Annotated in this window: 23 protein-coding genes and 2 pseudogenes; 8 read left to right on the forward strand and 17 right to left on the reverse strand. The window is 64.2% G+C overall.

All coding sequences use genetic code 11. The features are described from left to right. Window positions 1–9 precede the first annotated feature (9 nt). Window positions 10–1,172 (forward strand): IS3 family transposase gene (locus tag M8859_RS29985; protein ID WP_195072464.1). Its coding sequence is split into 2 segments (ribosomal slippage): window positions 10–294 and window positions 297–1,172, totalling 1,161 coding nucleotides; the frame shifts between segments, so codons are not numbered across the junction. Window positions 1,173–1,679: 507 nt separating this feature from the next. Here M8859_RS29985 and M8859_RS29990 read toward each other — a convergent pair. Further along, window positions 1,680–2,504, reverse strand: coding sequence for an SDR family NAD(P)-dependent oxidoreductase (locus M8859_RS29990; RefSeq protein ID WP_195141088.1), 825 nt, complete (start codon window positions 2,502–2,504; stop codon window positions 1,680–1,682). A gap of 88 nt (window positions 2,505–2,592) precedes the next feature. Here M8859_RS29990 and M8859_RS29995 point away from each other — a divergent pair, with 88 nt between their 5' ends. Further along, entirely contained in the window at window positions 2,593–3,222 is a 630-nt protein-coding gene (locus M8859_RS29995) for a TetR/AcrR family transcriptional regulator (protein ID WP_195141087.1), read from the forward strand. 234 nt (window positions 3,223–3,456) lie between these two features. On the opposite strand, the gene M8859_RS30000 is transcribed toward M8859_RS29995, so the two are convergent. The 3 genes and pseudogenes from M8859_RS30000 to M8859_RS30010 form a co-directional block, all read right to left on the reverse strand. After that, on the reverse strand, window positions 3,457–3,936 hold the full coding sequence (locus tag M8859_RS30000) for a Tn3 family transposase (protein ID WP_249645196.1): 480 nt from the start codon (window positions 3,934–3,936) through the stop codon (window positions 3,457–3,459). A gap of 20 nt (window positions 3,937–3,956) precedes the next feature. After that, window positions 3,957–4,757, reverse strand: a complete 801-nt coding sequence (locus M8859_RS30005; RefSeq protein ID WP_249645197.1) for an amidase family protein — start codon at window positions 4,755–4,757, stop codon at window positions 3,957–3,959. 100 nt (window positions 4,758–4,857) lie between these two features. Next, window positions 4,858–5,409: pseudogene (locus tag M8859_RS30010) on the reverse strand (amidase family protein); the annotation flags it as partial. A 316-nt stretch (window positions 5,410–5,725) separates the two neighbouring features. Between M8859_RS30010 and M8859_RS30015 the strand changes: the two are divergent. Then, the gene (locus tag M8859_RS30015; RefSeq protein ID WP_249645198.1) at window positions 5,726–5,893 is read left to right on the forward strand and encodes a hypothetical protein; all 168 of its coding nucleotides are present in this window, start codon (window positions 5,726–5,728) and stop codon (window positions 5,891–5,893) included. Between the two features lie 89 nt (window positions 5,894–5,982). Here M8859_RS30015 and M8859_RS30020 read toward each other — a convergent pair whose 3' ends face one another. Then, window positions 5,983–6,138 (reverse strand): hypothetical protein, encoded by a 156-nt coding sequence (locus tag M8859_RS30020; RefSeq protein ID WP_249645199.1) that lies wholly within the window; start codon window positions 6,136–6,138, stop codon window positions 5,983–5,985. A 155-nt stretch (window positions 6,139–6,293) separates the two neighbouring features. Here M8859_RS30020 and M8859_RS30025 point away from each other — a divergent pair, with 155 nt between their 5' ends. Then, window positions 6,294–7,463 carry a site-specific integrase gene (locus tag M8859_RS30025; RefSeq protein ID WP_195141084.1) on the forward strand — a complete coding sequence of 390 codons (1,170 nt, stop codon included), beginning with the start codon at window positions 6,294–6,296 and terminating at the stop codon, window positions 7,461–7,463. A 215-nt stretch (window positions 7,464–7,678) separates the two neighbouring features. Here M8859_RS30025 and M8859_RS30030 read toward each other — a convergent pair whose 3' ends face one another. From M8859_RS30030 to M8859_RS30050, 5 genes are all read right to left on the reverse strand, one after another. Further along, entirely contained in the window at window positions 7,679–8,290 is a 612-nt protein-coding gene (locus M8859_RS30030; RefSeq protein WP_249645200.1) for a hypothetical protein, read from the reverse strand. Between the two features lie 138 nt (window positions 8,291–8,428). Continuing rightward, window positions 8,429–8,833 carry a hypothetical protein gene (locus M8859_RS30035; RefSeq protein WP_195141083.1) on the reverse strand — a complete coding sequence of 135 codons (405 nt, stop codon included), beginning with the start codon at window positions 8,831–8,833 and terminating at the stop codon, window positions 8,429–8,431. A 156-nt stretch (window positions 8,834–8,989) separates the two neighbouring features. Then, a complete protein-coding gene (locus M8859_RS30040) occupies window positions 8,990–9,463 on the reverse strand; it encodes a hypothetical protein (protein WP_195141082.1) in 474 nt (157 codons plus the stop codon). Between the two features lie 699 nt (window positions 9,464–10,162). After that, window positions 10,163–10,504 carry a hypothetical protein gene (locus tag M8859_RS30045; RefSeq protein WP_195141081.1) on the reverse strand — a complete coding sequence of 114 codons (342 nt, stop codon included), beginning with the start codon at window positions 10,502–10,504 and terminating at the stop codon, window positions 10,163–10,165. Beyond that, complete coding sequence (locus M8859_RS30050; protein ID WP_195141080.1) at window positions 10,485–10,775, reverse strand: hypothetical protein; 291 nt, start codon at window positions 10,773–10,775, stop codon at window positions 10,485–10,487. The genes M8859_RS30045 and M8859_RS30050 overlap by 20 nt, the downstream gene beginning before the upstream one ends. A 47-nt stretch (window positions 10,776–10,822) precedes the next feature. On the opposite strand from M8859_RS30050, the gene M8859_RS30055 reads away from it, so the two are divergent. Then, on the forward strand, window positions 10,823–11,491 hold the full coding sequence (locus M8859_RS30055; RefSeq protein WP_249645201.1) for a hypothetical protein: 669 nt from the start codon (window positions 10,823–10,825) through the stop codon (window positions 11,489–11,491). Window positions 11,492–11,516: 25 nt separating this feature from the next. On the opposite strand, the gene M8859_RS30060 is transcribed toward M8859_RS30055, so the two are convergent. From M8859_RS30060 to M8859_RS30075, 4 genes are all read right to left on the reverse strand, one after another. After that, the gene (locus M8859_RS30060) at window positions 11,517–11,795 is read right to left on the reverse strand and encodes a hypothetical protein (RefSeq protein WP_195141078.1); all 279 of its coding nucleotides are present in this window, start codon (window positions 11,793–11,795) and stop codon (window positions 11,517–11,519) included. Then, window positions 11,792–12,454, reverse strand: coding sequence for a hypothetical protein (locus M8859_RS30065; RefSeq protein ID WP_195141077.1), 663 nt, complete (start codon window positions 12,452–12,454; stop codon window positions 11,792–11,794). Before M8859_RS30065 ends, M8859_RS30060 begins: the two co-directional genes overlap by 4 nt. Window positions 12,455–12,511: 57 nt before the next feature. Continuing rightward, window positions 12,512–13,447, reverse strand: coding sequence for a site-specific integrase (locus tag M8859_RS30070; RefSeq protein ID WP_249645202.1), 936 nt, complete (start codon window positions 13,445–13,447; stop codon window positions 12,512–12,514). A 683-nt stretch (window positions 13,448–14,130) separates the two neighbouring features. Then, the gene (locus M8859_RS30075; RefSeq protein WP_249645203.1) at window positions 14,131–14,406 is read right to left on the reverse strand and encodes a hypothetical protein; all 276 of its coding nucleotides are present in this window, start codon (window positions 14,404–14,406) and stop codon (window positions 14,131–14,133) included. Window positions 14,407–14,878: 472 nt separating this feature from the next. Here M8859_RS30075 and M8859_RS30080 point away from each other — a divergent pair. Beyond that, window positions 14,879–15,419, forward strand: a pseudogene (locus M8859_RS30080) (Tn3 family transposase); the annotation flags it as partial. Window positions 15,420–15,630: 211 nt separating this feature from the next. Here M8859_RS30080 and M8859_RS30090 read toward each other — a convergent pair. Then, a complete protein-coding gene (locus M8859_RS30090; protein ID WP_249645204.1) occupies window positions 15,631–16,491 on the reverse strand; it encodes an alpha/beta fold hydrolase in 861 nt (286 codons plus the stop codon). A gap of 107 nt (window positions 16,492–16,598) precedes the next feature. Then, entirely contained in the window at window positions 16,599–17,432 is an 834-nt protein-coding gene (locus tag M8859_RS30095) for an alpha/beta fold hydrolase (protein WP_195071853.1), read from the reverse strand. Window positions 17,433–17,694: 262 nt separating this feature from the next. Between M8859_RS30095 and M8859_RS30100 the strand changes: the two genes are divergently transcribed. Continuing rightward, the gene (locus M8859_RS30100; protein ID WP_308221235.1) at window positions 17,695–18,255 is read left to right on the forward strand and encodes a TetR/AcrR family transcriptional regulator; all 561 of its coding nucleotides are present in this window, start codon (window positions 17,695–17,697) and stop codon (window positions 18,253–18,255) included. Window positions 18,256–18,392: 137 nt separating this feature from the next. Then, entirely contained in the window at window positions 18,393–19,391 is a 999-nt protein-coding gene (locus M8859_RS30105) for an NADP-dependent oxidoreductase (RefSeq protein ID WP_249645206.1), read from the forward strand. 384 nt (window positions 19,392–19,775) lie between these two features. Here M8859_RS30105 and M8859_RS30110 read toward each other — a convergent pair whose 3' ends face one another. After that, window positions 19,776–19,955 (reverse strand): hypothetical protein, encoded by a 180-nt coding sequence (locus tag M8859_RS30110; protein ID WP_159922165.1) that lies wholly within the window; start codon window positions 19,953–19,955, stop codon window positions 19,776–19,778. Window positions 19,956–20,042: the final 87 nt, after the last annotated feature.

Below are 20,042 nucleotides of genomic sequence, written 5' to 3' on the forward strand. Positions count from 1 at the left end.
GATGTCATCGTGCCGAAGCCCTATCCCCGTGAGTTCCGCGACGATGTCGTGCGTGTGGCTCGCAATCGCGACGATGGTGTGACGCTGGAGCAGATCGCCGCCGATTTCGGGATCCACCCGATGACGCTGTCGAAATGGATGCGTCAGGCCGACGTCGACGAGGGAACCAAACCGGGCACCAGCACGAGCGAGTCGGCCGAGCTGCGGGCGGCGAAACGGCGAATCCGGTTGCTGGAGCAGGAGAACGAGGTCCTCAAACGGGCCGCCGCTTATTTCGCGCAGGCGAACCTGCCGGGAAAATGATCTACCCGCTCGTCCGCGAGCTGGCCGAAGACGGGATCCCCGTCACGGTGACGTGCCGGGTGCTGAAATTGGCCCGTCAGCCGTACTACCGATGGCTGGCCAAACCGGTCACTGCCGCCGAACTCGACCAGGCGTATCGGGCCAACGCGCTGTTCGACGCCCATCGCGACGATCCCGAATTCGGGTACCGATTTCTCGCCGACGAGGCCCGCGCCGCCGGTGAACCGATGGCCGACCGCACTGCATGGCGGATCTGTTCGGCTCAGGGCTGGTGGAGTGCGTTCGGCAAGAAGCGACGCGGAAAGGGCAAAGCCGGCCCGCCGGTCCACGATGATCTGGTCCAACGCAACTTCACCGCTGAGGCTCCGAATCGGCTGTGGCTGGCCGACATTTCCGAACATCAGACAGGCGAGGGCAAGCTCTACATTTGTGCGGTCAAGGACGTCTATTCCAACCGGATCGTCGGCTACTCCATCGACTCACGCATGAAATCGGCGCTGGCGGTGCACGCGCTCAACAATGCAGTGGCTCGCCGTGGTGAGGTGGCCGGTTGCATTCTGCACACCGACCGCGGATCGCAATTTCGCAGCCGGAAATTCGTGCGAGCCCTGACTCGTCACGGCATGGCCGGGTCGATGGGCCGTGTCGGCGCGGCCGGTGACAATGCCGCCATGGAGAGTTTCTTCGCGCTGCTGCAGAAGAATGTCCTCAACCGCCGATCCTGGTGCAGCCGTGACGAATTGCGCCTCGCGATCGTCACCTGGATCGAACGGACCTACCACCGCCGCCGACGCCAAGCTACCCTCGGCCGTTTGACGCCGGTCGAATACGAGACCATCATGACCCCACTGGCCAGTCAGGCCGCGTGATCGAATCTGTCACCCGATCGTGCAGCAGTCCCATGCGGCCAGGATCACCGCGAGTGGAGCAGAGATAGGTAGCCAGTCCACGACTGCGCTTCCACGCGGCGGATCGGCAGCAGCTAGCCAGGACAGCAACATACTCGAATGCTGCCATCTGCCAACTTCTTTCGCTTACCGTGATCCGTTTGCGTCGAACCGGGGGTAGAGGTCCAGATGTCAGGAGCTGGTCAGTGCCTGGCGGCGAAGGTTAGCGCTGCCTGGGCGGGTAGGTTGGCACTGTTGCTTCGACAAGATTTCTTACCGAACAGGTGTGCGATTACTGACCGCCGATAATGGGTGCTATCTGCGGTAGCCACGCCTTAGCGTGACTTTTCGCGGATCTGGACCCCACGTGCCGTGTTCCGTTCGCCGGTCGGCTTTCGGAACACCCGATTGCAGGTCACCCGGTGGTGAAGTCAGCGATCATGGGCCATGTCCCGCGTTCGAGGTTGTGACGTTGAGATGCGGTCTGTGTCATCGACACTCATCCTCGACTGCCGTTGCCAGGCGCATGGCGTCCTCGTGGTCGCGGTCGTTGTCGGTGAGCGTGAGCCTCTTGGCGCCGCGGTAGGCGGCCCTGCCTGGGGCGGGTGTGTCGATGATGTCGATGATCGGGCGGACCGCAGCGTCTGGGTGTTGACCCAACAGCGTCCCGAGAACTGTGGCAGCGACTTTCATGCCCTTCCCGACTTCGCCGGCGAAGCTGGAGCGGACAAGCCGAGCGGGGCCCCAGGTGACGTAAGAGAGGTCCTGGTTGTGGTTCGTGGCGAGGATGCCGAGCAGCTCGTTGGCCCGACGCTGCTGCGCGTTGGACCTTGCGAAGGTGAACCCTTTGCTCATCTCGAGGTCGTCGAAGGCGATGGCATCAGCTCGCGCGCCGGGAACGGCTGTGTTCACGATGACTGGTCTGTCAACTGCTCCGAGGAGCGCGTCGAGTCCGGTGACGAACAAATACTTGGAGATGAAGAACAGCGCCCAGGACGCCTCATGTCCCTCGGCTGTAGTGTGTCTACGTTGCCGTATGAACGAGGCCGCCAGAACCAGCGCATCGATCCGCTCGTGGTTCGCCTGCAGGTGCGCGACCACGCGACGGCTGTCTGCGACCAGTGACAGATCGGCCGCGACGAAATCCGCCCGCGACACCGCGGACTGGTCGTCGCCCGTCACAGTTGTGAGTAGTGCGTCGAACTTGGCGCGGCTTCGCCCAATCACGACGACGCGGTCGCCCGCACTCAGGAAGTGACGTGCCAGTGCAGCTCCCATACCGTCGGTACCTCCTGTGACCACGATCGTCCTCACCGCTTAGCCTCCCGATATTCGGAACATGTGTTCCGGATCAGGCTAGCATTGTTCCGGAACATATGTTCCGAATAGCTATAGTGAGGGCGTGGCAGATGATCGCAAGCAGCGGCGAGATGCCGTCGCCAACAGGGAACGAATCCTGGCAGCTGCAGCCGCCGCCTTCAGGGAGAGCGGCATGGCCGTCGACATGCGCGCCGTCGCCGCAGCGGCTGGTGTCGGAGTCGGCACCCTCTACCGGCACTTCCCCACCCGCGAGCACCTCGTGCACGCCGTGACGGGGACCGACCTCACCGACCTCGCCGGGGCAACCCTTCCGGAACGAGTGTCCGCGATTTCCGGTCTTCGCGAGTTCTTCGCCGCGACGATGGCTCAACTCACCAGCAGCAAGGCAATGATCGATCTGCTCACCGCCGGGTCACCATCGGATGCGGATCTCCGACGATGCATCTCGCACCTCACCAAGATCGGCCAAGAGGCCGTCGACCGATCCCGCACCGATCACACCCTCGCCGCCGACGTGACCGCTCGCGACATCGCCTATCAACTCCTCGGACTCATCCGCATCGCGCAACTGATCCCCGACTCCGAACCAGACACGATCGGACACCATGTAGAACTCGCGCTACGCGGTCTGGCCGCTGATCAACAGAATCGATACCAGGCCGCCGACTGTGCCGACTCGCCTGTCGTCAACGTCCCGCCCCGCAACATCTAGACCGCATGAGCCGGACGGAAGGACCAGTGTCTTGGAGCCGACCGGCTTCATGAACCGGGTGTCACGATCCTTTTATCGGCGCCCCAACTCCTCCGCAAGCGATCGTCGGCACGTTGCACATCGTCAACCGTTTCGCCCGCAGCCTGCACACTGATCCCGGCCCCATCGGCCTCTACGTCACCGAACTTCTCCTCAGCGGTTTCACTGCCCAACACGATGAGATGAGACCCCCTTTCACCCGGCGACGCGTTCCCGGGTGAGGTCCAGACGGGTGGTCATGTCGAGCCGTAACCGGCCATAGGGATTGATGTTCGACCAGAACAGGGGGCTCAGTGCGCGGCGTTCGGTGTCGCCGACCAGATCGTGGAACTGCGGGTCTTCCAGGACCGCTTGCAGCAGAAGGGTATTGATGTGGACCATCGCCGATTGCAGTAGGTGCAAAGCGAGCATCGACACCTCGGTGTGCTCGCGGTCGGCGCCGGTGAGCTGGGAGTCCTTGCCGTAGAACACGACCGTGTTGGCGGAGTTCCAGTTCTCCACCACCTGCAACCCGCTGTTGATCTCTCTTCTGAGTTCTTCCGACGCCACGCCCTCGGCTATTCCTCGGGCGGCCGGTTCCAGCGCTCCAGGGCAGGTTTTGGTGGTGTCGGCGTCGAGCAGGATGAACTCCCATGCCGCCGTCGATCGTGATGGTCCACCGGTCGACGTCCTCAACGGACACCCGGTAGTACGCCCTACATCGGTGCCTGGAAGCCGCCGATCTTCTGTTCGAGCAGTTCGGCCAGCCGCAGCGGGGTGCGGTCCTCGAACATCGGACCGATGAGCTGCACCCCCACCGGCAGGCCCTCGGGGGAGCGGCCCGCAGGTATAGCGGTGGCCGGCAGGCCGGGCATGGTCGCCACGCCGGGCCAGGCGTGCAGATCCCGGTATGGGTACCCGACGCCGTCGATATCGATCCGCTGCTCCCAGGGGTCGGAATGGTGGTCGTGCGGAAACGCAGGGGTCGGGGTGACCGGACACACCACGGCGTCGAACTCGGCGAACAGCTGCCGCCAGCCATGGCGGTGTAGTTCGCGGCGGTTGTTCGCCTGCACCCGGTCGCGATGGCTGAACACCGCGCTACGTAACCAATCCACACGGCTACTGTGGTCATCCGCGTCGAGTCCGGCGGCCGCGGTCCGCAGCCGCTCGTATTCCTCCGCCGGAGACCCCGCGGCGGCGTTCGACATCATCAACTGTATGTAGACCGTCGCCGCTTCGGCCAGATCGGGCAGCAACGGACTGTGCCGTTCGACGCGGGCGGCGGTCCCGGCGAGTGCGTCGGCGACGCGGTTCACCGCGGCCCGGACGGCGGACCCGGTCGGGATGAGCGGATGCTCCTCGAGGATCAGCACCCGGAAATCGCGAAGCTCCTGATGGCGCGCGACCGGCAGCGCCAAGTCGAACGCGGTGCCATGTGTCAGTGGGTCCGGTCCGGCCATCACGTCCAGCAACAACGTCAGGTCGCGGGCGGTGCGCGCCATCGGACCGACCACGGCGAGATCGTGGTCGACAGGCAGTGGCCGGTGTCGGTGGCGCGACCATACCGCGGGACGCCACCAGCCCGAGTGTCGGCTTGTGTGCGTAGACACCGCAGAAATGCGCGGGGACGCGCAGTGAACCGGCGAGGTCGGAGCCGATGGACAGCGCGCCGAACCCGGACGCCAGCGCCGCCGCCGATCCGCCGGAGGACCCGCCCGACGTGCGGTCGTGATCCCATGGGTTGTTGGTGGTGCCGTAGATCTCGTTGAAGCTCTGCCAATATCTCAGCGTGAGCGGCACATTGGTCTTACCGAGCACCACCACGCCGGCCGCCCGCAAACGCGAAACCTGTATCGCGTCCTCGGCGGGCACATAGTCCTTGTATGCCGGCATGCCCCAGGTCGTGGGCAGCCCGGCGATGTTGTAGGACTCCTTGACCGTCACCGGAATACCGAGCAACGGCCGGTCCTCGCCGCGGGCGCGCGCCTGGTCCGCAGCGCGCGCGGCGGCCCGCGCATTATCGAAGTCCGGCACACAGATCGCGTTAATCGCCTTGTCGTCGCGCTCGATACGGGCGATCGCCTCCTCGGTCAGTTCCATCGAGGTCACTTCACCAGCACGCAAAGCAGCCAAAAGCTCTTCGGCCGCGAGAAAACTCCACTCCATTAATCCGACGCTATCGGCTCGCCAGAGAGGACATAAAATGCCGCTTCGCGCAAAAGGGAAATTAGAACAGGGTGACCTTCAGGGCAAATTAACACATTCGTTCTGTCATATCCCAGGTCACGGTGTCGGCAGAGCCCGACTCGATTGGCGCAGGCCATGAAATGCCGATTCGCACAACGGGATAGATGTCTCAATACTCCTCATGTTCCTGCCCCGGCCAGAGACTATTCGGCCGACCGGCGACCATGGTGACGCGCGGCGGGATCGGTGTCGGCCTGGAAGTTCAGGAGAGGGCCTGGACGGGCTGTGGTTCGACGTGTACGCCTGGCTCCGCGAAGACGCCGGTTTGACCTGGGTGGTCGACCACCCGCACACCGAACTCGACGACGAGCACCCCGGCCACGAAATCGGCCGCTGCCGCGGCTTCCGCTTCCCCCTCGACCAACTGCCGGTGATATGGGCGCGCTACCAAGGCACCGACTGAACACCCAGTAGGCAGGGCAGCCCCGGAACACCCAACGTTCCGGGGCTGCCCTGCCTACTGGGGTCTACTTCTTCCCGCCGCTCTTACCGCTACCGGACTTCGCCGCGCTCGACTGAGCACGGAGACGCGAAGCCGGACTTCGCCGAGCTGCTGCCCGGGTTCTTCGCGGCCGCGGACTGGACTCGGGACGCAGCCGCGGCGGTCATCTTGCCGCCGCCGTGGCCCTTCCCACCAGACTTCGACATGACGCACTCCTTCCCGTACCTCGGCCCCTCCTCCGGGATACGCCCGCCGGGCCCAGCGCGCACCGACTTTCACTCGCCTTTGTGTGTCAGTCCGGGTGTGTCAGTTAGATAACGGACATGTTCGAAGACGCCCCGACGGCTGCGTCGGCCACCGGGTGCGTTGGGAGCGAGCCCGCCGCCGGATTCCACAGCTCGCTGATGTCGCGGTCGTCGATCTGCTCGGCGGCTGCACCAGCGCGGTCGACCGTGAAGTCCTCGAGCGACTCTTCGATCTGGCCCACATCGGCAACTGGAGCGCGCCGACACTGCTGCGCCGAGCCGACCAGGCGCGCCGAGTGCTGGCCACCCGTCACAGTGACCAGCCGATCAGACTCAGCCAAGTGCGCGCCGAGCTCGGCAACATCTGGCAGTCCCGCATCGTGGCTCACGTGCTCGACGACTGCGGCCAGCTGATCCACGACAGCGACTCGCGCGCGCAGCAATGGATCGACCGCCGAACTGCCACGCTCCCAGCGGGATTCCGTGACGAGGTCCGGGCCTGGCTGCTCGCGCTGCACGACGGCGAGCCACGGGCCCGCCCCCGCGCCGAGGCCACACTGCACGCCTACTTCGCCCGAGTGCACCCAGTGCTGATCGCATGGGCCCCGGCCCGCCCGCACCTGCGCGAAGTCACCCGCGAAGACGTCTCAGCCGTGCTGAAAACCCTGACCGGCCACCGACGAAACGGAACCTTCGTCGCCCTGCGGTCGCTGTTCGGATTCGCCAAACGACATCGCCTGATCTTCTCCGACCCGACCCGCCGCCTGCACGCAGGCCGCGCGCCACACCGCTCGATACTGCCCATGACCACCGAGCAAGTCGACACCGTCACAGCGACCGCGATAACCCCACTCCAGCGAGTCATCGTCGCCCTGGTGGCCGTCTACGCCGCCCGCGCCACCGCGCTGCGACACCTCCTGCTCGACGACATCGACCTCTCCGCGCGCCGGATCCGGATCGGCGCAACCAGCCACCTGCTCACCGAATTCACCTACGCCGTCGTGACAGAGTGGCTCGGCCACCGGCACGAGAACTGGCCGCACACCCCGAACCGCCACGTCATCGTCTCACGCGACTCCGTGCTGGGCACCGCACCGGTCTCCGACTACCACCTGACCTGGAACCTCGGCCTGCTCGGCATCGACCTCGAGCAGATCCGCGCCGACCGCGTTCTGCAAGAAGCACTCTCACTCGGCAGCGACCCGCTGCACCTGGCACAAGCGTTCGGTCTCAGCGACAAGACCGCAGTCGAATACGCCACGATCGCACGCACCCTCGCCGAGTAACCACCGCCACATCCGAGCGACCAAGTAACCAACCAGCACTCGGTTGTGCTGGTGAAGTGACCGCTGGGTGTCCCCGAGATTCACCCGGCGTCGTGTTTGGCTGACCGTCCGGTCCCACCCACTGGGGAATACGTGAACCTCACCTTGGGGAATTGCGTGAACGAGAATCAGCTGACCTAGGACTTCCACGGAAGCTGACATGCAGGCGCGCTACATCACAAGAGGTGTGTTTCGTCTCCAGGAAGGCTGTCGTAGACGGTGTTCGCCCAGCTTCGTTCAGGGATCGCGAAGAACGGGCGGGTGAGCAGAATGTCGCCTACGCGCTGGGCGAGCACCGTGAATCCCAGCTCGTCCGAGGCCGCGTCGCCGTCGGCGGAGATGGTGAGATCCAGGTCATGCTCGTCGGCGTACTCGAACCACTGCCGGGTGAGTTCGGAAGGTACTCGCCCGACCAATCCAAGACCGTGCATCCAGACCTGAGGTCCGCAGCCCGCCTCGACGGCAACACTGGCCAGCATGCCTTCGGTGTTGTAGTACACCGTGACGGCTGGCAGGTAGCCACCTCCGGTGGCGGGACGAAAGTCGGCCCGCTGATCGAGGCCAGGGTGTTTCGGCGAGCCGGGATAGATTTTGCCGTCGAATCCCTGCGTTCGCATCACAGCGGACGCTTGCTCGTGATTCATCTCGAAGCGCAGCGGCCCCACGTGCTCGAACGGGGTGTACTCCCACTGCGTGCGATCAGCTTCCTCGACGACCAGCCACATAGAGGCCCTTTCGACTTGATACAGAACTGGTGATACCAGCGGACTCGATTCCAGCGCGGCCATCGCAGGACATCTTTGCTGGGCAAGGCGTTGTCGTTGTTTATCGCGAGTCCGGAACTCCGTTCGGGCACGGAATCCGGGATCACGACAGAGGCGGGTCCACCCGCAGGGTTGCGCCCTCGGCAACCAGTCGGAACTGGTTTATCCAGGCTCCGGCGGTCCGACGACCCGGATAGTCAGCTCGTAGGTGCCGGTGTCCGAGCGGTCGAGCGACCAGCCGCCAGCGGCCAAGGTGTCGGCCAACGCGTCGATCATCGCCCGCCAGCCGGCGTGGACGAGGCGTTTGCGGCGCGGCGGCGCGGCAGCCAAGCCGGTGATCGCGTCAACCGCTTGGTCGCTCGGTTCCCACGCGACGTACACGCCGGGCATCCCGTCGATGATCGGGTCGTAGAAGACATAGGCGTGACCAGGGGGCACCTGAGTCCCCTTGGTGCTGTCGCCCGCGTCGAAGACCAGGACGCCCAGGAACTCCAGGTCGGCTACCACATCAGCCGCGAGAAGGGCGAACTCCGATTCGCGCTCAGCGTCGACTCGGTCAAACACCACCACGGACTCCATTCTCCCCACGAGGTCACCTTCAGCACGGGCTGATACTGCTGGCACCGGCGCAGTCTGACGCGCCGACGGGCGCTTCCGGCGGCGTCGGTTGTGTCTGACGAACGCACGCCACCAACGTCCTCAGGGACCCGCCGATTGGGGCATTCATGCTCCGTCGAGTGGCTTGATGTGTAGTCCGGCGTGTGGGTCCCACCCCTTGATCAGCACATAGCCGGCGGGTTCTGCAGGCCAGCACTGGAGCCGGACGTGCTGTTCATGACGCAAGGACTCGTCGAGTACTTCGTCGCCATAGGGGTCGTACTTCAGCGCGATCCGCAGTCGCAGCCATCCATTCGGAGCCGCGACCGCCGCGTCGTCTTCGACTCCGACAGGATCGACGAACCTCAGCTTGCCAGCGCTGACCTGCAGGCTGTCCTCCAAGACTGTCGCATAGGCATCCTCGTCGAAACGCGCCGGTGGTTGATCGAGAACATCAACAGACACGCTGACATACGCGTTCACGCCGGTATGGACGCCGGTCGCCTCAAACGGGTTCTTGAGCGCGAGCTCTGGCGGGGATTCGCTACCAATCACAAAGAAGTCTTCGGAATCACAACCGACTACCACACTGGTGCTCATCGTCCAGTTCTACCGCCACGCTGTGCATTCCCCGGGCTTCCACTTCGCCCTATTGGGAATAGGACAAGCAGGCGTACCGCCGCCGTGACGCGATCTGGCCCAGAGGTGCAAAACGGCATGACGCGCTCCAGCCGCGCGACTGCTCGGCAGCTGAGTCTGCGGTCTGGTGTGGCGCCAGCATTCGTGAACAGCTCCGAAGCGGCACCGCTGGCAACACGCATCCGACGACGGGGACGTCAGGATTCACCAACACGACATCCGCACGGTTTGGGATGCCGTCAAGGTTCACCGATCATTGGCGTCACTTATTCGCCAATGCAACCACGGCGCGGTTTGCCCGGAACTCGTCGGGATTCGCACGACCACAGCACGAACCCGGGCCAGTTCCCGCCGAAGAAGCTTCACTCACCATGAATACGCACGATTCCGGAGAGCAAGTTATGGACTTGGACGGTCTAAGGGAGGGACACCCGCGTCGGTGCGCCAGGACCGGGGCAAGCTCTCTTGCTGAGGGAGAGCGCGGCAGCACCTCGAGACCCAACCACCAGGCCCTCATTTTCGTGCGCGAAACCGGACTCTGCCCTGCTCAGGTCGTGCGGTACTTCGCTGTAGCCAGCATCCGGATCGAAGACATCCAGTCACCACCCCGACACAGCAGAAAGGCCCCGCCGATGGCGAGGCCCTTCGTCGTGTCGGTGGTCAGGCTGAGCGTCGGTGCCGGCGGGCGAGCAACGCCAGGATCTCGTCTCGGCTGATGGTGTCGTCGGCGGCCGCCTCGGCGGTCACCCACTCGGAGACCAGCTCGTCGACGCTGGCCTCGGCGGCCTCGGCGCGGGCGGTGAGCCGCTGCTCGATCAACAGCGGAATGCGCAACTCCACGGTGCGGGTGACGATCAGCTCGCCGGGCTGCTCCGGACGCTCCACCTCGACAGGTGCCGCGTCGGGGTCGGGCCGGAAGTCGTCGATGCTCCAGTCCTCGCCGAAGGCGTCGACGAGCTCGCGGTACACCGCATCAGCGGCGTCATCCCTCGTATGGCTCATCTGCCTGCACCTCCCACTTCTCGAACGCGGCCAGATCCGTACCGGCCAGCTCACCGGCCGCGACCACCAGCGACTCGAACAGAGCCACTTCCCTGACCGCGACCAGCACGGGCCTGCCCGATGCGGTTCGTGCTGCTATCAGTGTGACCCTGATCGGGCCGCCCGTCGATGGACGCGGCCACCGTCGGCGTGCCGTGAGCACCTGGTCGACTTCCTCGCGGGTCACACCCCGCAAATGCGATTCTGCCCAGTCAGGCAGCCAGTAGGGCATGGTGGGGCACCATACGCCCAACCCCTGACAGGTCGGAAGGATGATCCATGGCTGAATCCAGCAGCGAGAGTGGCTATATCACCTTCAGGAAGCGGTACTCCTGCGAGCACGACGCACCTGAACAGATCCCCATCCGCGACGCGGTGCGTGAGATCCAGAGATGGTTGCAGGCGTACGAGGACAGGATCACTGCGGCGATCGAGAACGGCCGGTCCCACTACGTCCACAACAAGATCCACTCCGTCGACTGTCCGACCCTGCGGGGCAACCTGTGGCCTACGACCTCGTGGTACTGGGTCACCGAGACCGACGACCCGAAAACGATCCAGGCTCGCTACACCGAGATCAACGAGGGCGAAGGTAGCGGGGGATACCAGTGGCGCGTTGCGGGCCAGCTTGTCACTCGCGAAGAAGCCGCCCAAACGGTTCTGAAGCGGTGCCGAACCTGTGCGCCCGACGTGAACCCCCGAGTGGCGGGTAAATGTCCCAAGAAGGTCGCCGGTCTCGGCGCAAGCGACCTGGGGCGCCTGCTCGACGGGCACCCCATCGAGTGCATCATCTACGAACCCGGTGTCGTGATCGTCCGCACGAGCGAAACCTCGCATCGGTTCGACGTGGCCGCGACCGTGCTTCTCGACCCCGCGCCCAGCGACCCGCCAGAGGACGAGAGCCGGGCTGATCAGCATGGACAACCGACCGATTCCGGCGGCCGGTGAGTCCCCGGCGGTTGGCACGGATCGATCACGGCCAAACTTTCGCAATTTCTTCGATCAGGAAAGCGTCAAGTTCAGTATCGGAGAGTTCGCCAGTCCCGTCCATCCACCAGCCCCCGATGCATTGAACGGCCGGATAAGGTAGATTGAATGCGTTCTGCATCAATTCAATCAAGTCGAGCGTCGACACACCTGGATAGAGTGTCAACATCTCTCGAAGTATGCGAGAGGGAACCCAGCCTTCTCGATATTTTGAGGCCGCTAGTGCGGCAGCCCCTTCGTCGAACCTCGGCTCGTAATAGTTCATTGGGTAAACTCCACCATTGCACTGGTGTACTCTCCGGGGCTACCCTGGACGTTCACAATTTCTACCCTTCCGAACCCCGCTTTAGCAGCTTGTTTTCCAGTCCATGTCCTCGCCGCCGCGGCCTCTAGTGACAATCCCTTAGCAGTGAGCTCGTTTAAGCCGGCAAGGTTCGATCCGAATTGCCAATTCCCTACTATCGAAGTGAACTTACCTTCGAAGAATTTCAGAATTGCTTGGAACTGTTCCTCACCGCTCAGCAGAGTCGACCGTTGTCCATTTTCCATTTTAGTTCTGAGGCTTACGAAGAGACTGCTACCCAAAATCTTACCCTCAGCGTGGAGCCGTGGGTTCGCCGTATCCTGTTTGTAGTATCGCTGACCCGGGATGGACCGATCGATCAGGCGCGGTGGTGAATGGACATTATCTTCGAGTGGGCCCGCCCCCGTGTGTTCGGGGCTCCGTCCCTCGCTTGCTTTCTCGAGCTCGCGCGCGCTGTGCTCGTCGGCATCGCCAAATGTTCCGCGCGCCGCGCGGAACTCATCGGCCACGTCGCCCAACGTGTCATGCAGGTGGGGACCGGTCCGACGGCTGAGCAGTTCGATCATGTCGTCCGCCATCCGCTGCAACTGGTGCAATAGCTCACCGTGCACGCCCTTCATCGCTGGCCGCCGCCTCCGACGCACGCATCGGGCATGGTCGCGGATCTCATATGTTGATCACCGGCCTGCTCGCCGCCGTGCGGCGGGGTCGCTGTCGGCTTGATACCGCCGTAGCCCGTCGTCGGAGACCCGCGCGTATTTGGCGAGGCTGCGTACGGAGGTATGCCCAGACAGTTTCATCAGCACCGGCGTCGAGCCTTCGTCCTCGGCGGGTTCAGCCGCGAATGCCGCAACTGGTGCAGCGTGTACGGACCGTCGTCGAAACCTTCGGTGTGAGTCTCGAACAACTCCGCCGCACGCCGATACGAAAGGCGCGCCCGCCCGGTCGACGGGGTCGATATCGTTGCGGGCCACAGAAGGCCGCGCTCTGCGGTCGGTGAGAAACAACGGACCGGATTTGCGGCCGGCCAGCATCTGCGGCAACAACCGCGCCGCGCCGGTCTGCCACGCGATGACCTCCCGCGCCCCGCCCGTACGGGTCACCACCGCGCACCGGTTCGCCGTATCCAGGTCGGGTACATCGAGCATCAGCACCTCCTCGGTACGCGCCGAGGACTCGTACAGCATGTGCCACAACACCCGTTCCCGCAGCGCCGCATCCGATCCCAGAATCTCGGCGACCCGCTCACGGCTCAGTGCCTTACTGGTATCCGGGGGCGCGGGCCGGGCCCGCAACCGCACCAACGGATCACCCGCCAGCCACTGCTGTTCGCGCCAACACCCGCACGCCGCCGCGAGAGCGGTCAACCGGATGTTGAACGTCTTGGGAGCCTTGCCGCCCCACACGAACGTGAACCAGCCTGCGACCCGATCCGGTTCCCGATCCAGCAGCGCCACATTCGTGTCCGCACCGAAATCGGCCACCAACCTGTCCAGCGCCGCCGCATAGGTTGCACGCGTGTTGGACACCGTGATCGTGGCCAGGTAAATCTGCACCGCGTCGGCCAATCGCACACCACTCACCAGCGTCGGCAGCATCCGAGCCCGTCCCACGACCCACCTCCCACCCGTACCGCAGATAGTCTCCCGAGCCACCGCCGCGTGAAAGGCGCTGAACCCTCGTGCGGAACCTACCGCCCGGCCAGAGCAGCGTTCGTGAATCGATCGGTTCGCGAACACCGTTAGCGGCAGAGCTGCGGATCGTGTTCTCCCCCTGGGGCGGGGTCATAGCATTGACGTATGGGAATCTTTCGGCGGTCCAACTCGGCGCGGCGGCGGCCTGTGGGAGTACCTGACACTTGGTCTGAGTGCTCGGTGTGCGATGGATCCGGTCGCCGCCGAAAGGACCCCGAAAGCAAGCGGGATCTCGATCAGATCAAGTACGAAGACTGCGGGGCATGCAACGGCATGGGCTGGCGCTACCCACCGTCCGGGGATCCGTATCGCAACAACAGTGGGCGGTGAGGGCCTCTTGGCTCCAGGCTCGGACGCGACAGACCCTCCCAAGCGAGTGTCGGAGAACCGATCGTTTCACGACACCTCATTCGAACCTGGATTCTGCAACCGCAGCCCCCAGGCAGGGGGTAGAGGCTCATCCGCCTACTGCCAGGCTCAGAGCCAGGCCGGTGACGGAACCTGGTGACGACGTCCCGGACATCGTGAGCCGGGCGGAATGCAGATGGGAGCTGGCCGAATGCCTCCGGGCATCAGCGCCTCTGGGCAGCCGCGGACAGCGACTAGCAGGGGGGCAGGGGGTCCGTCCAATAAACGTACGCCCCGCCCGCCAGCGCCACCCACCAGCCATTCGTCAGCTTGGCCCACGAGGGGTCTCCATTGAGGACAGTGGTGTTGGTGCGGGTGTAGCACACCATGTGGATTATGGTGCCCTTAACGTACTGGCCCATCGTGTCGCACAAGCTCTGGGGACAGCGACGGTATCGCAGGCCGTCGACCTGCACGGTGCCGGTGACGGCCGCGACGGCGGGCGCGGCGGTCACTGTCAGGGTGGCCATAGTGGCAGCGAAAGTGAGCGCGCACACCAGAAGTTTCATACGCGGATATTCTTCCAGCGAACCGCATTACGGAAAGCCGGAATCGCCGAAACGAACAGAACCCACCACACGTCGGCGGGCACCACCGTCTCCACATGCACCCGACGCAACGGTCGACCTTGCCGCTATCCGACCGAAATCGCGGACCAACCGATCCAGCGCGGCAGCGTAACCGCGGCGGGTATTCACCGCGGGGATCGTGGCGAGATACACCCGCACCGCATCCGCCAGTCGCACCCCAGCCGTTCTCGCCGGAAGCGTCCGCACCGATCCCACCCGAACACCCTCCAGCTCTACGGTAGATAGTTTCCCGAGTCGCCCGGGCGCGGAACCGTCATCACGCCAGGACGACTCGCAGCCTACGGCAGATAGTGGTCGACTATCCGCCATAAATCCTTAGCGCCGGATCGGGCGGTTCTGTTCCTCGACCCCCTACGACGACCTGCTCCGGTTGGCTGGATCACTGAAATTCGGGCATGCCACCGCATCCCTGCTGGTCGGTAAGCTGTCCGCGTCCGGTCGCCAGAACGCGCTCGCGGCGGCGCTCAAGGAGTATGGGGCGATGCGCCGCACCATCTACGCCGCGAAGTATTTGTCCGACCCGGACTATCGGCGCAAGATCTCCCGCCAGCTCAACAAGGGCGAGTCCCTGCACGCGCTGCGCCGGGACCTGCTCTATGCCCACGAGGGCATGATCCGGGCCCGGCATCTGGAGGGCCAGACCGAACAAGCGTGGTGCCTGACCCTGGCTACGAACGCCGTGATTGCGTGGACCACCGAGTACCGGGCTCGCGGTCGAACAGATGCGCCGGTCCGGACGACGGATCGATGACGATGTGCTGGCCCACATCAGCCCGGCGCACAGCGAGAACATCAACTTCTTCGGCGCGATCGAGGTCGACATCGACGCCGAACTTGCCCAGCTCGGGCCGACCGGGTACCGGCCGCTGCGGGTGCGTGACACGCTGTTCTGACCCGCGCGAGTTCAGGGGTGCCAGCGGACTTGGACGGGCTGCTCACCGTCGAGGACCCAACGCGGCCCCACCCCGTTGTTTTGGTCGCACGTCCTGCCGTACGGCGAGGTGAAAACTCGATATGAGCAGTCGGCTCGCCCCACGTCGGATGACACGTGACTTACACATGCATGGTCATGCCCTTCCGTTCTCTTGGTGTGCGCTCGGCAGGTCAGGGGGCGAGGAACTTCGCGGCGACGGGGGCGAATTCTTCCCAGTACTGGAAGACGCCGCCGTGTCCGGAGTTCGGGTAGATGATCAGCTCGGATCCCTTGATCCGCTGGTGCAGGTCCGTGGAGAGGATGGAAGGGACCATGCGGTCGTTGTCGCCGTTGGCGATCAGGGTGGGCTGGGTGATGACCGACAGGTCCGACGGCGCGGAGCGGCCGTATCGCTGGATGGCCTTGAGTTGGGTGCGGAACGCCGCGATGCTGATGGGCTTGTCGCGGTCGACGGTGCGCTCCTGGAGGCGCTCCACGAACGCCTTCCCGGCCTTCTTGCCGACTCTGTCGCGGTTGAAGAAGAGGAACTCCTTCGGGTCCGAGCGGGTGATCACGGAACGGAAGATGTCCCAGTAAGTCACGCCCACGACCTTGTCGATGTCCTTCCCGCCGCGGGGTCCGGTGCCGGTGAGGACGAGCTTGCGGACCAGGTCAGGGTGCTTGACGACGAGGTCTTGGGCGATCATGCCGCCCATGGAGAACGAGAAGATGTCGATCTTGTCGTAGCCGAGGCCCTTGGTGATGAAGGTGTATGCGTCGTCGGCTGCCTGCTTGATGGTGTCGGGGACGGTGCCGGAGGAGGCTCCGACGCCCCGCTGGTCGAAGGTGATCACGTGACGGGTTTTCGCGATCGCGTCCACGATGCGCGGGTCCCAGTTGTCCAGGGTCGCGGCCAGGTGCACGAAGAACACGACGGGGATGCCGCCCTTCGGGCCGAGTTCGCGGTAGGCGAACGTGGTGCCTCCCGCGATGAGGGTCTTCGCGGGTGCGTTCGCGTATGAGGTGATGACTGGCTCGTCGGCGGTGCTCATGGCGCTTACTCCTCCTGGGATCGGGTTGAATGCAGTTGGTGGTTGGCGGTGGGTGCGGTGGTCGGAGCACATCGACGTGTTGTCGGTTTCTGCTGGTAGCCGGATGGTTAGTCGGCGAGGAATTGCAACGCGTCGGGCACGAAGCGCTGGTGGTGCTGGAAGATGCCGCCGTGCCCGGAGTTCGGGTAGATCTTCAGTTGTGCGTTGGGCAGCCGGCGCGCCATATCGGCGGAGTGGCTGCTGGCGACCATGAGGTCGTTATCGCCGTTGGCTACCAAGACCGGGTGGGTGATGACGGACAGGTCGTCGGGCTGGGAGCGGCCGGCGTGCCGGATGGCCTTGATCTGGGCGATGGCAGCCTGGATCGAGATCCGCTTGTCGCGGTCGGCAGTGCGTTCTTTGAGGCGGCGCAGGTAGTCGGCCGCGGCCTGTTTGCCTTCGGGATTGCGGGGGAAGAACAGGAAGTTGCGGGGGTCGCTGAGGGTGAGCAACGCTTTGAGGTAGGCGAGGCCGACAATGGAGCCCATCTTGTCGATGCCGCCGCCACCGCGGGGCCCGGACCCGGCCACGATCAGGCGGCGGACCAGTTCGGGTGCTTGCAGGACCACCATCTGTGCGACACCGCCACCGAGTGAGAACCCGAGCAGATCGACTTTCTGCAGACCGAGTGCGCGGATGAACGCGATGGCGTCGGTGCCCATCTGTTCGACGGTGGATGGCACCGAGCCTGCGGTGGCGCCGACGCCGCGGTTGTCGAAGGCGATGACGCGATGGTGTGCGGCGATGCCGTCGATGACGCGGGGATCCCAGTCGTCGAGGACCGCGGTCAGATGGTGCAGTAACACCACGGGCACCTCGGAGGGTTTGCCGAGTTCGCGGTAGGTGAAAGTGGTGCCGTTGACATCGATGGTGCGGTTGGGTGCGTCTTTCCAGGTAGTCATTGCGGGCCTTCCCAGTAGATCCGGTGTAGCTGTCCGACGAGTGCGATCAGGGGGCGATGGCGCTGCGTGTCTCGAGTCCGGTCAGTGCGGCCTGGATTCGCGTATTTCGTGCTGGTTGCAGGTTCAGGGCACCTGTTCGTACAGCAAGCCCGCACATTAGCTTATGATCGTAATATTACGACCGTAAGCCTGTGCGGTAGACTTTGGCAAGTACGAGATTTCGACGGCGATCAGGAAGTCAGCAGCAATGCCGAGATATGACGTGAAACGCAAAGCCGAAACCCGGCGCCGGATCATTGATACCGCTAGTGCGCGCTTCAAGCAGGGCGGCATCGACGCATCGGGCATCGCGACACTGATGTCGGATGCAGGCCTGACGAACGGCGCGTTCTATGCGCACTTCGCCTCGAAGAGCGATCTGGTGGCCAACGTGATGGCCGATCAGCTGCGCATCCAGCACGAAACCCTGAGCGTGCTACCACCCGGGCGCGCAGCAATCGAGGAGTTCGTGCGCGAGTATCTTTCGCCGTTCCATCGCGACCATCCAGAATTGGGTTGCCCCAACGCCGCCCTGCTCGACGAGGTCGGCCGCTGCGACGATGCCGTGCGCCAGGCTTACACCCACGGCATGCAAGCCATCGTCAACGAGATCGCCGCCCGCTTGTCCCGAGCTGATCCCGCCGGGGCGCGTACCACCGCACTGGGACTGTTCACCATCCTCGTCGCCACCTTGCAACTTGCCCGCGCCGTCTCCGACCCGGCGCTGTCCGACGAGATCCTGGTCTCTGGGATCAGCAATGCCCAGAAGCTTCTCGAAACGTAACGCGTACAGGCACCTTCACTCTTCAGGCGGCCCCAACAACAAGCAACCTCATGAAGAGTTTGGTCGGCGCGCGATACGGAGAACGAGGTACCCGCGACGGCCTCGATGCCGCCCCGCCATCAGAAGGAGGATTTGTCATGAAGGCGTTCGTCGTTCGGAAATACGGCAAGGACGGCCTGGGTGCTGCAGCGGTGCCGGTGCCGACTGTGGGTCCTACCGATGTGCTGGTCAAGGTGAGCGCGGCGAGCATCAACCCGTTGGACGTGATGATCCGCAACGGCGAGTTCAAGCAGCTGCTCAAGTATCGCAAGCCATTCGTCCTCGGACACGACGTCGCGGGAGTGGTCACCGAGGTCGGTTCGGCGGTACAGGGTTTCGCGGTGGGCGACGAGATCTATTCGCGGCCCCGTGATCTGCGCATCGGAGCCTTCGCCGAGTACATCGCGATCGATCAGGCCGATCTGGCACCCAAGCCGGTCTCGCTGAGTTTGCACGAAGCTGCAGCGGTTCCGCTGGTCGCTCTCGCCGCCTGGCAGGTCTTGGTCGACCGCGCACACCTGCAACCCGGTCAGAAGGTCCTCGTTCACGCCGGTGCCGGAGGCCTGGGCTCCACCGTCATCCAACTTGCCAAGCATCTCGGCGCGCACGTCGCCACGACCGCGAACGGTCGCGACGCAGATCGCCTGCACAGGCTCGGCGCCGATAGCGTCATCGACTACACCAAGGAAGATTTCTCGCAGGTGCTGTCCGGGTACGACTTCGTACTGGACTCGCTCGGCGGGAAGAACCTCGAAAAGTCCGTCACCGTACTCAAACCCGGAGGCCTGGCAATCGGAGTCGCGGGCCCACCCGACGCCGGCCTCGCCAAGCAGTTGGGCTTGCCGCGTTTCATGAGGCTGCCACTGGGTCTGCTCAGCCGCAACATCCGCAACGCCGCGAAGAAGCGGGGGGCGCGGTACGAGTTCTTCTTCATGCAAGCCAACGGAGCGCAACTGCGTGACCTTGCCGCCCTCTACGACGCCGGCGTCCTGCAGCCGGTCCTGGACCGGACCTTCCCGTTCGCCCGAACCCTCGAAGCCCTCGGATTCGTCGAACAGGGCAAAGCCCACGGCAAGGTCGTTATCACGATGGACTGAGCGCAAGTGGACCAATTCCGGCGCATCCGCGCCCCGGGCTCTTTCACCAAGTGGCACCGATCAGGTCTGTTACCCCGGATAACGGGCTGTTATCCGGGGCAAGCCCAAATGTGTTGTTTTTTTGGCGCTTGCTACCCGAACCCCTAAACTTCATCTACTTCGATCCAGCGGGCCCTACCGGGGACCCGCTGGACAGAGTGAAACCGCCAGCAAAAATCCGGAAAGCTGCTCAGATCCAAGGGATTCGCTGGCCACATGACGACTGGTCAGCGGCTGCCGGGCAGACCAAGAACATGCGGCACAAGCTCACGCATCTGCTCTACATCGACTCCATCTCGGGCGGCCCGTCGCGCGGGGGTGGGCGGGCGTTTCGGTCCGCGGGGTTTAGGGTCGAACAACTCCCGACGACAGGCTGCTGATCAGGCAGGGCAGTACCGATTCACTGGTCGGAAGGCAGGGGCCACCGACGACGACGTCGGCTTCCGGCACCGCGGCGGGCGCTTCGAGCGGAATCGGGTCCGCGCCCGCGGCGCCACCACCCATCAGAACGGTAGCACTGAACAACGCACCGAGTATTGAGCCACGTACTGACAACCGAGACTTAAGCATTGAGTTCTCTTCTCCTGAGGCCGAATAGGAACGACCCGGAGC

Source organism: Nocardia sputi, from assembly GCF_023501985.1.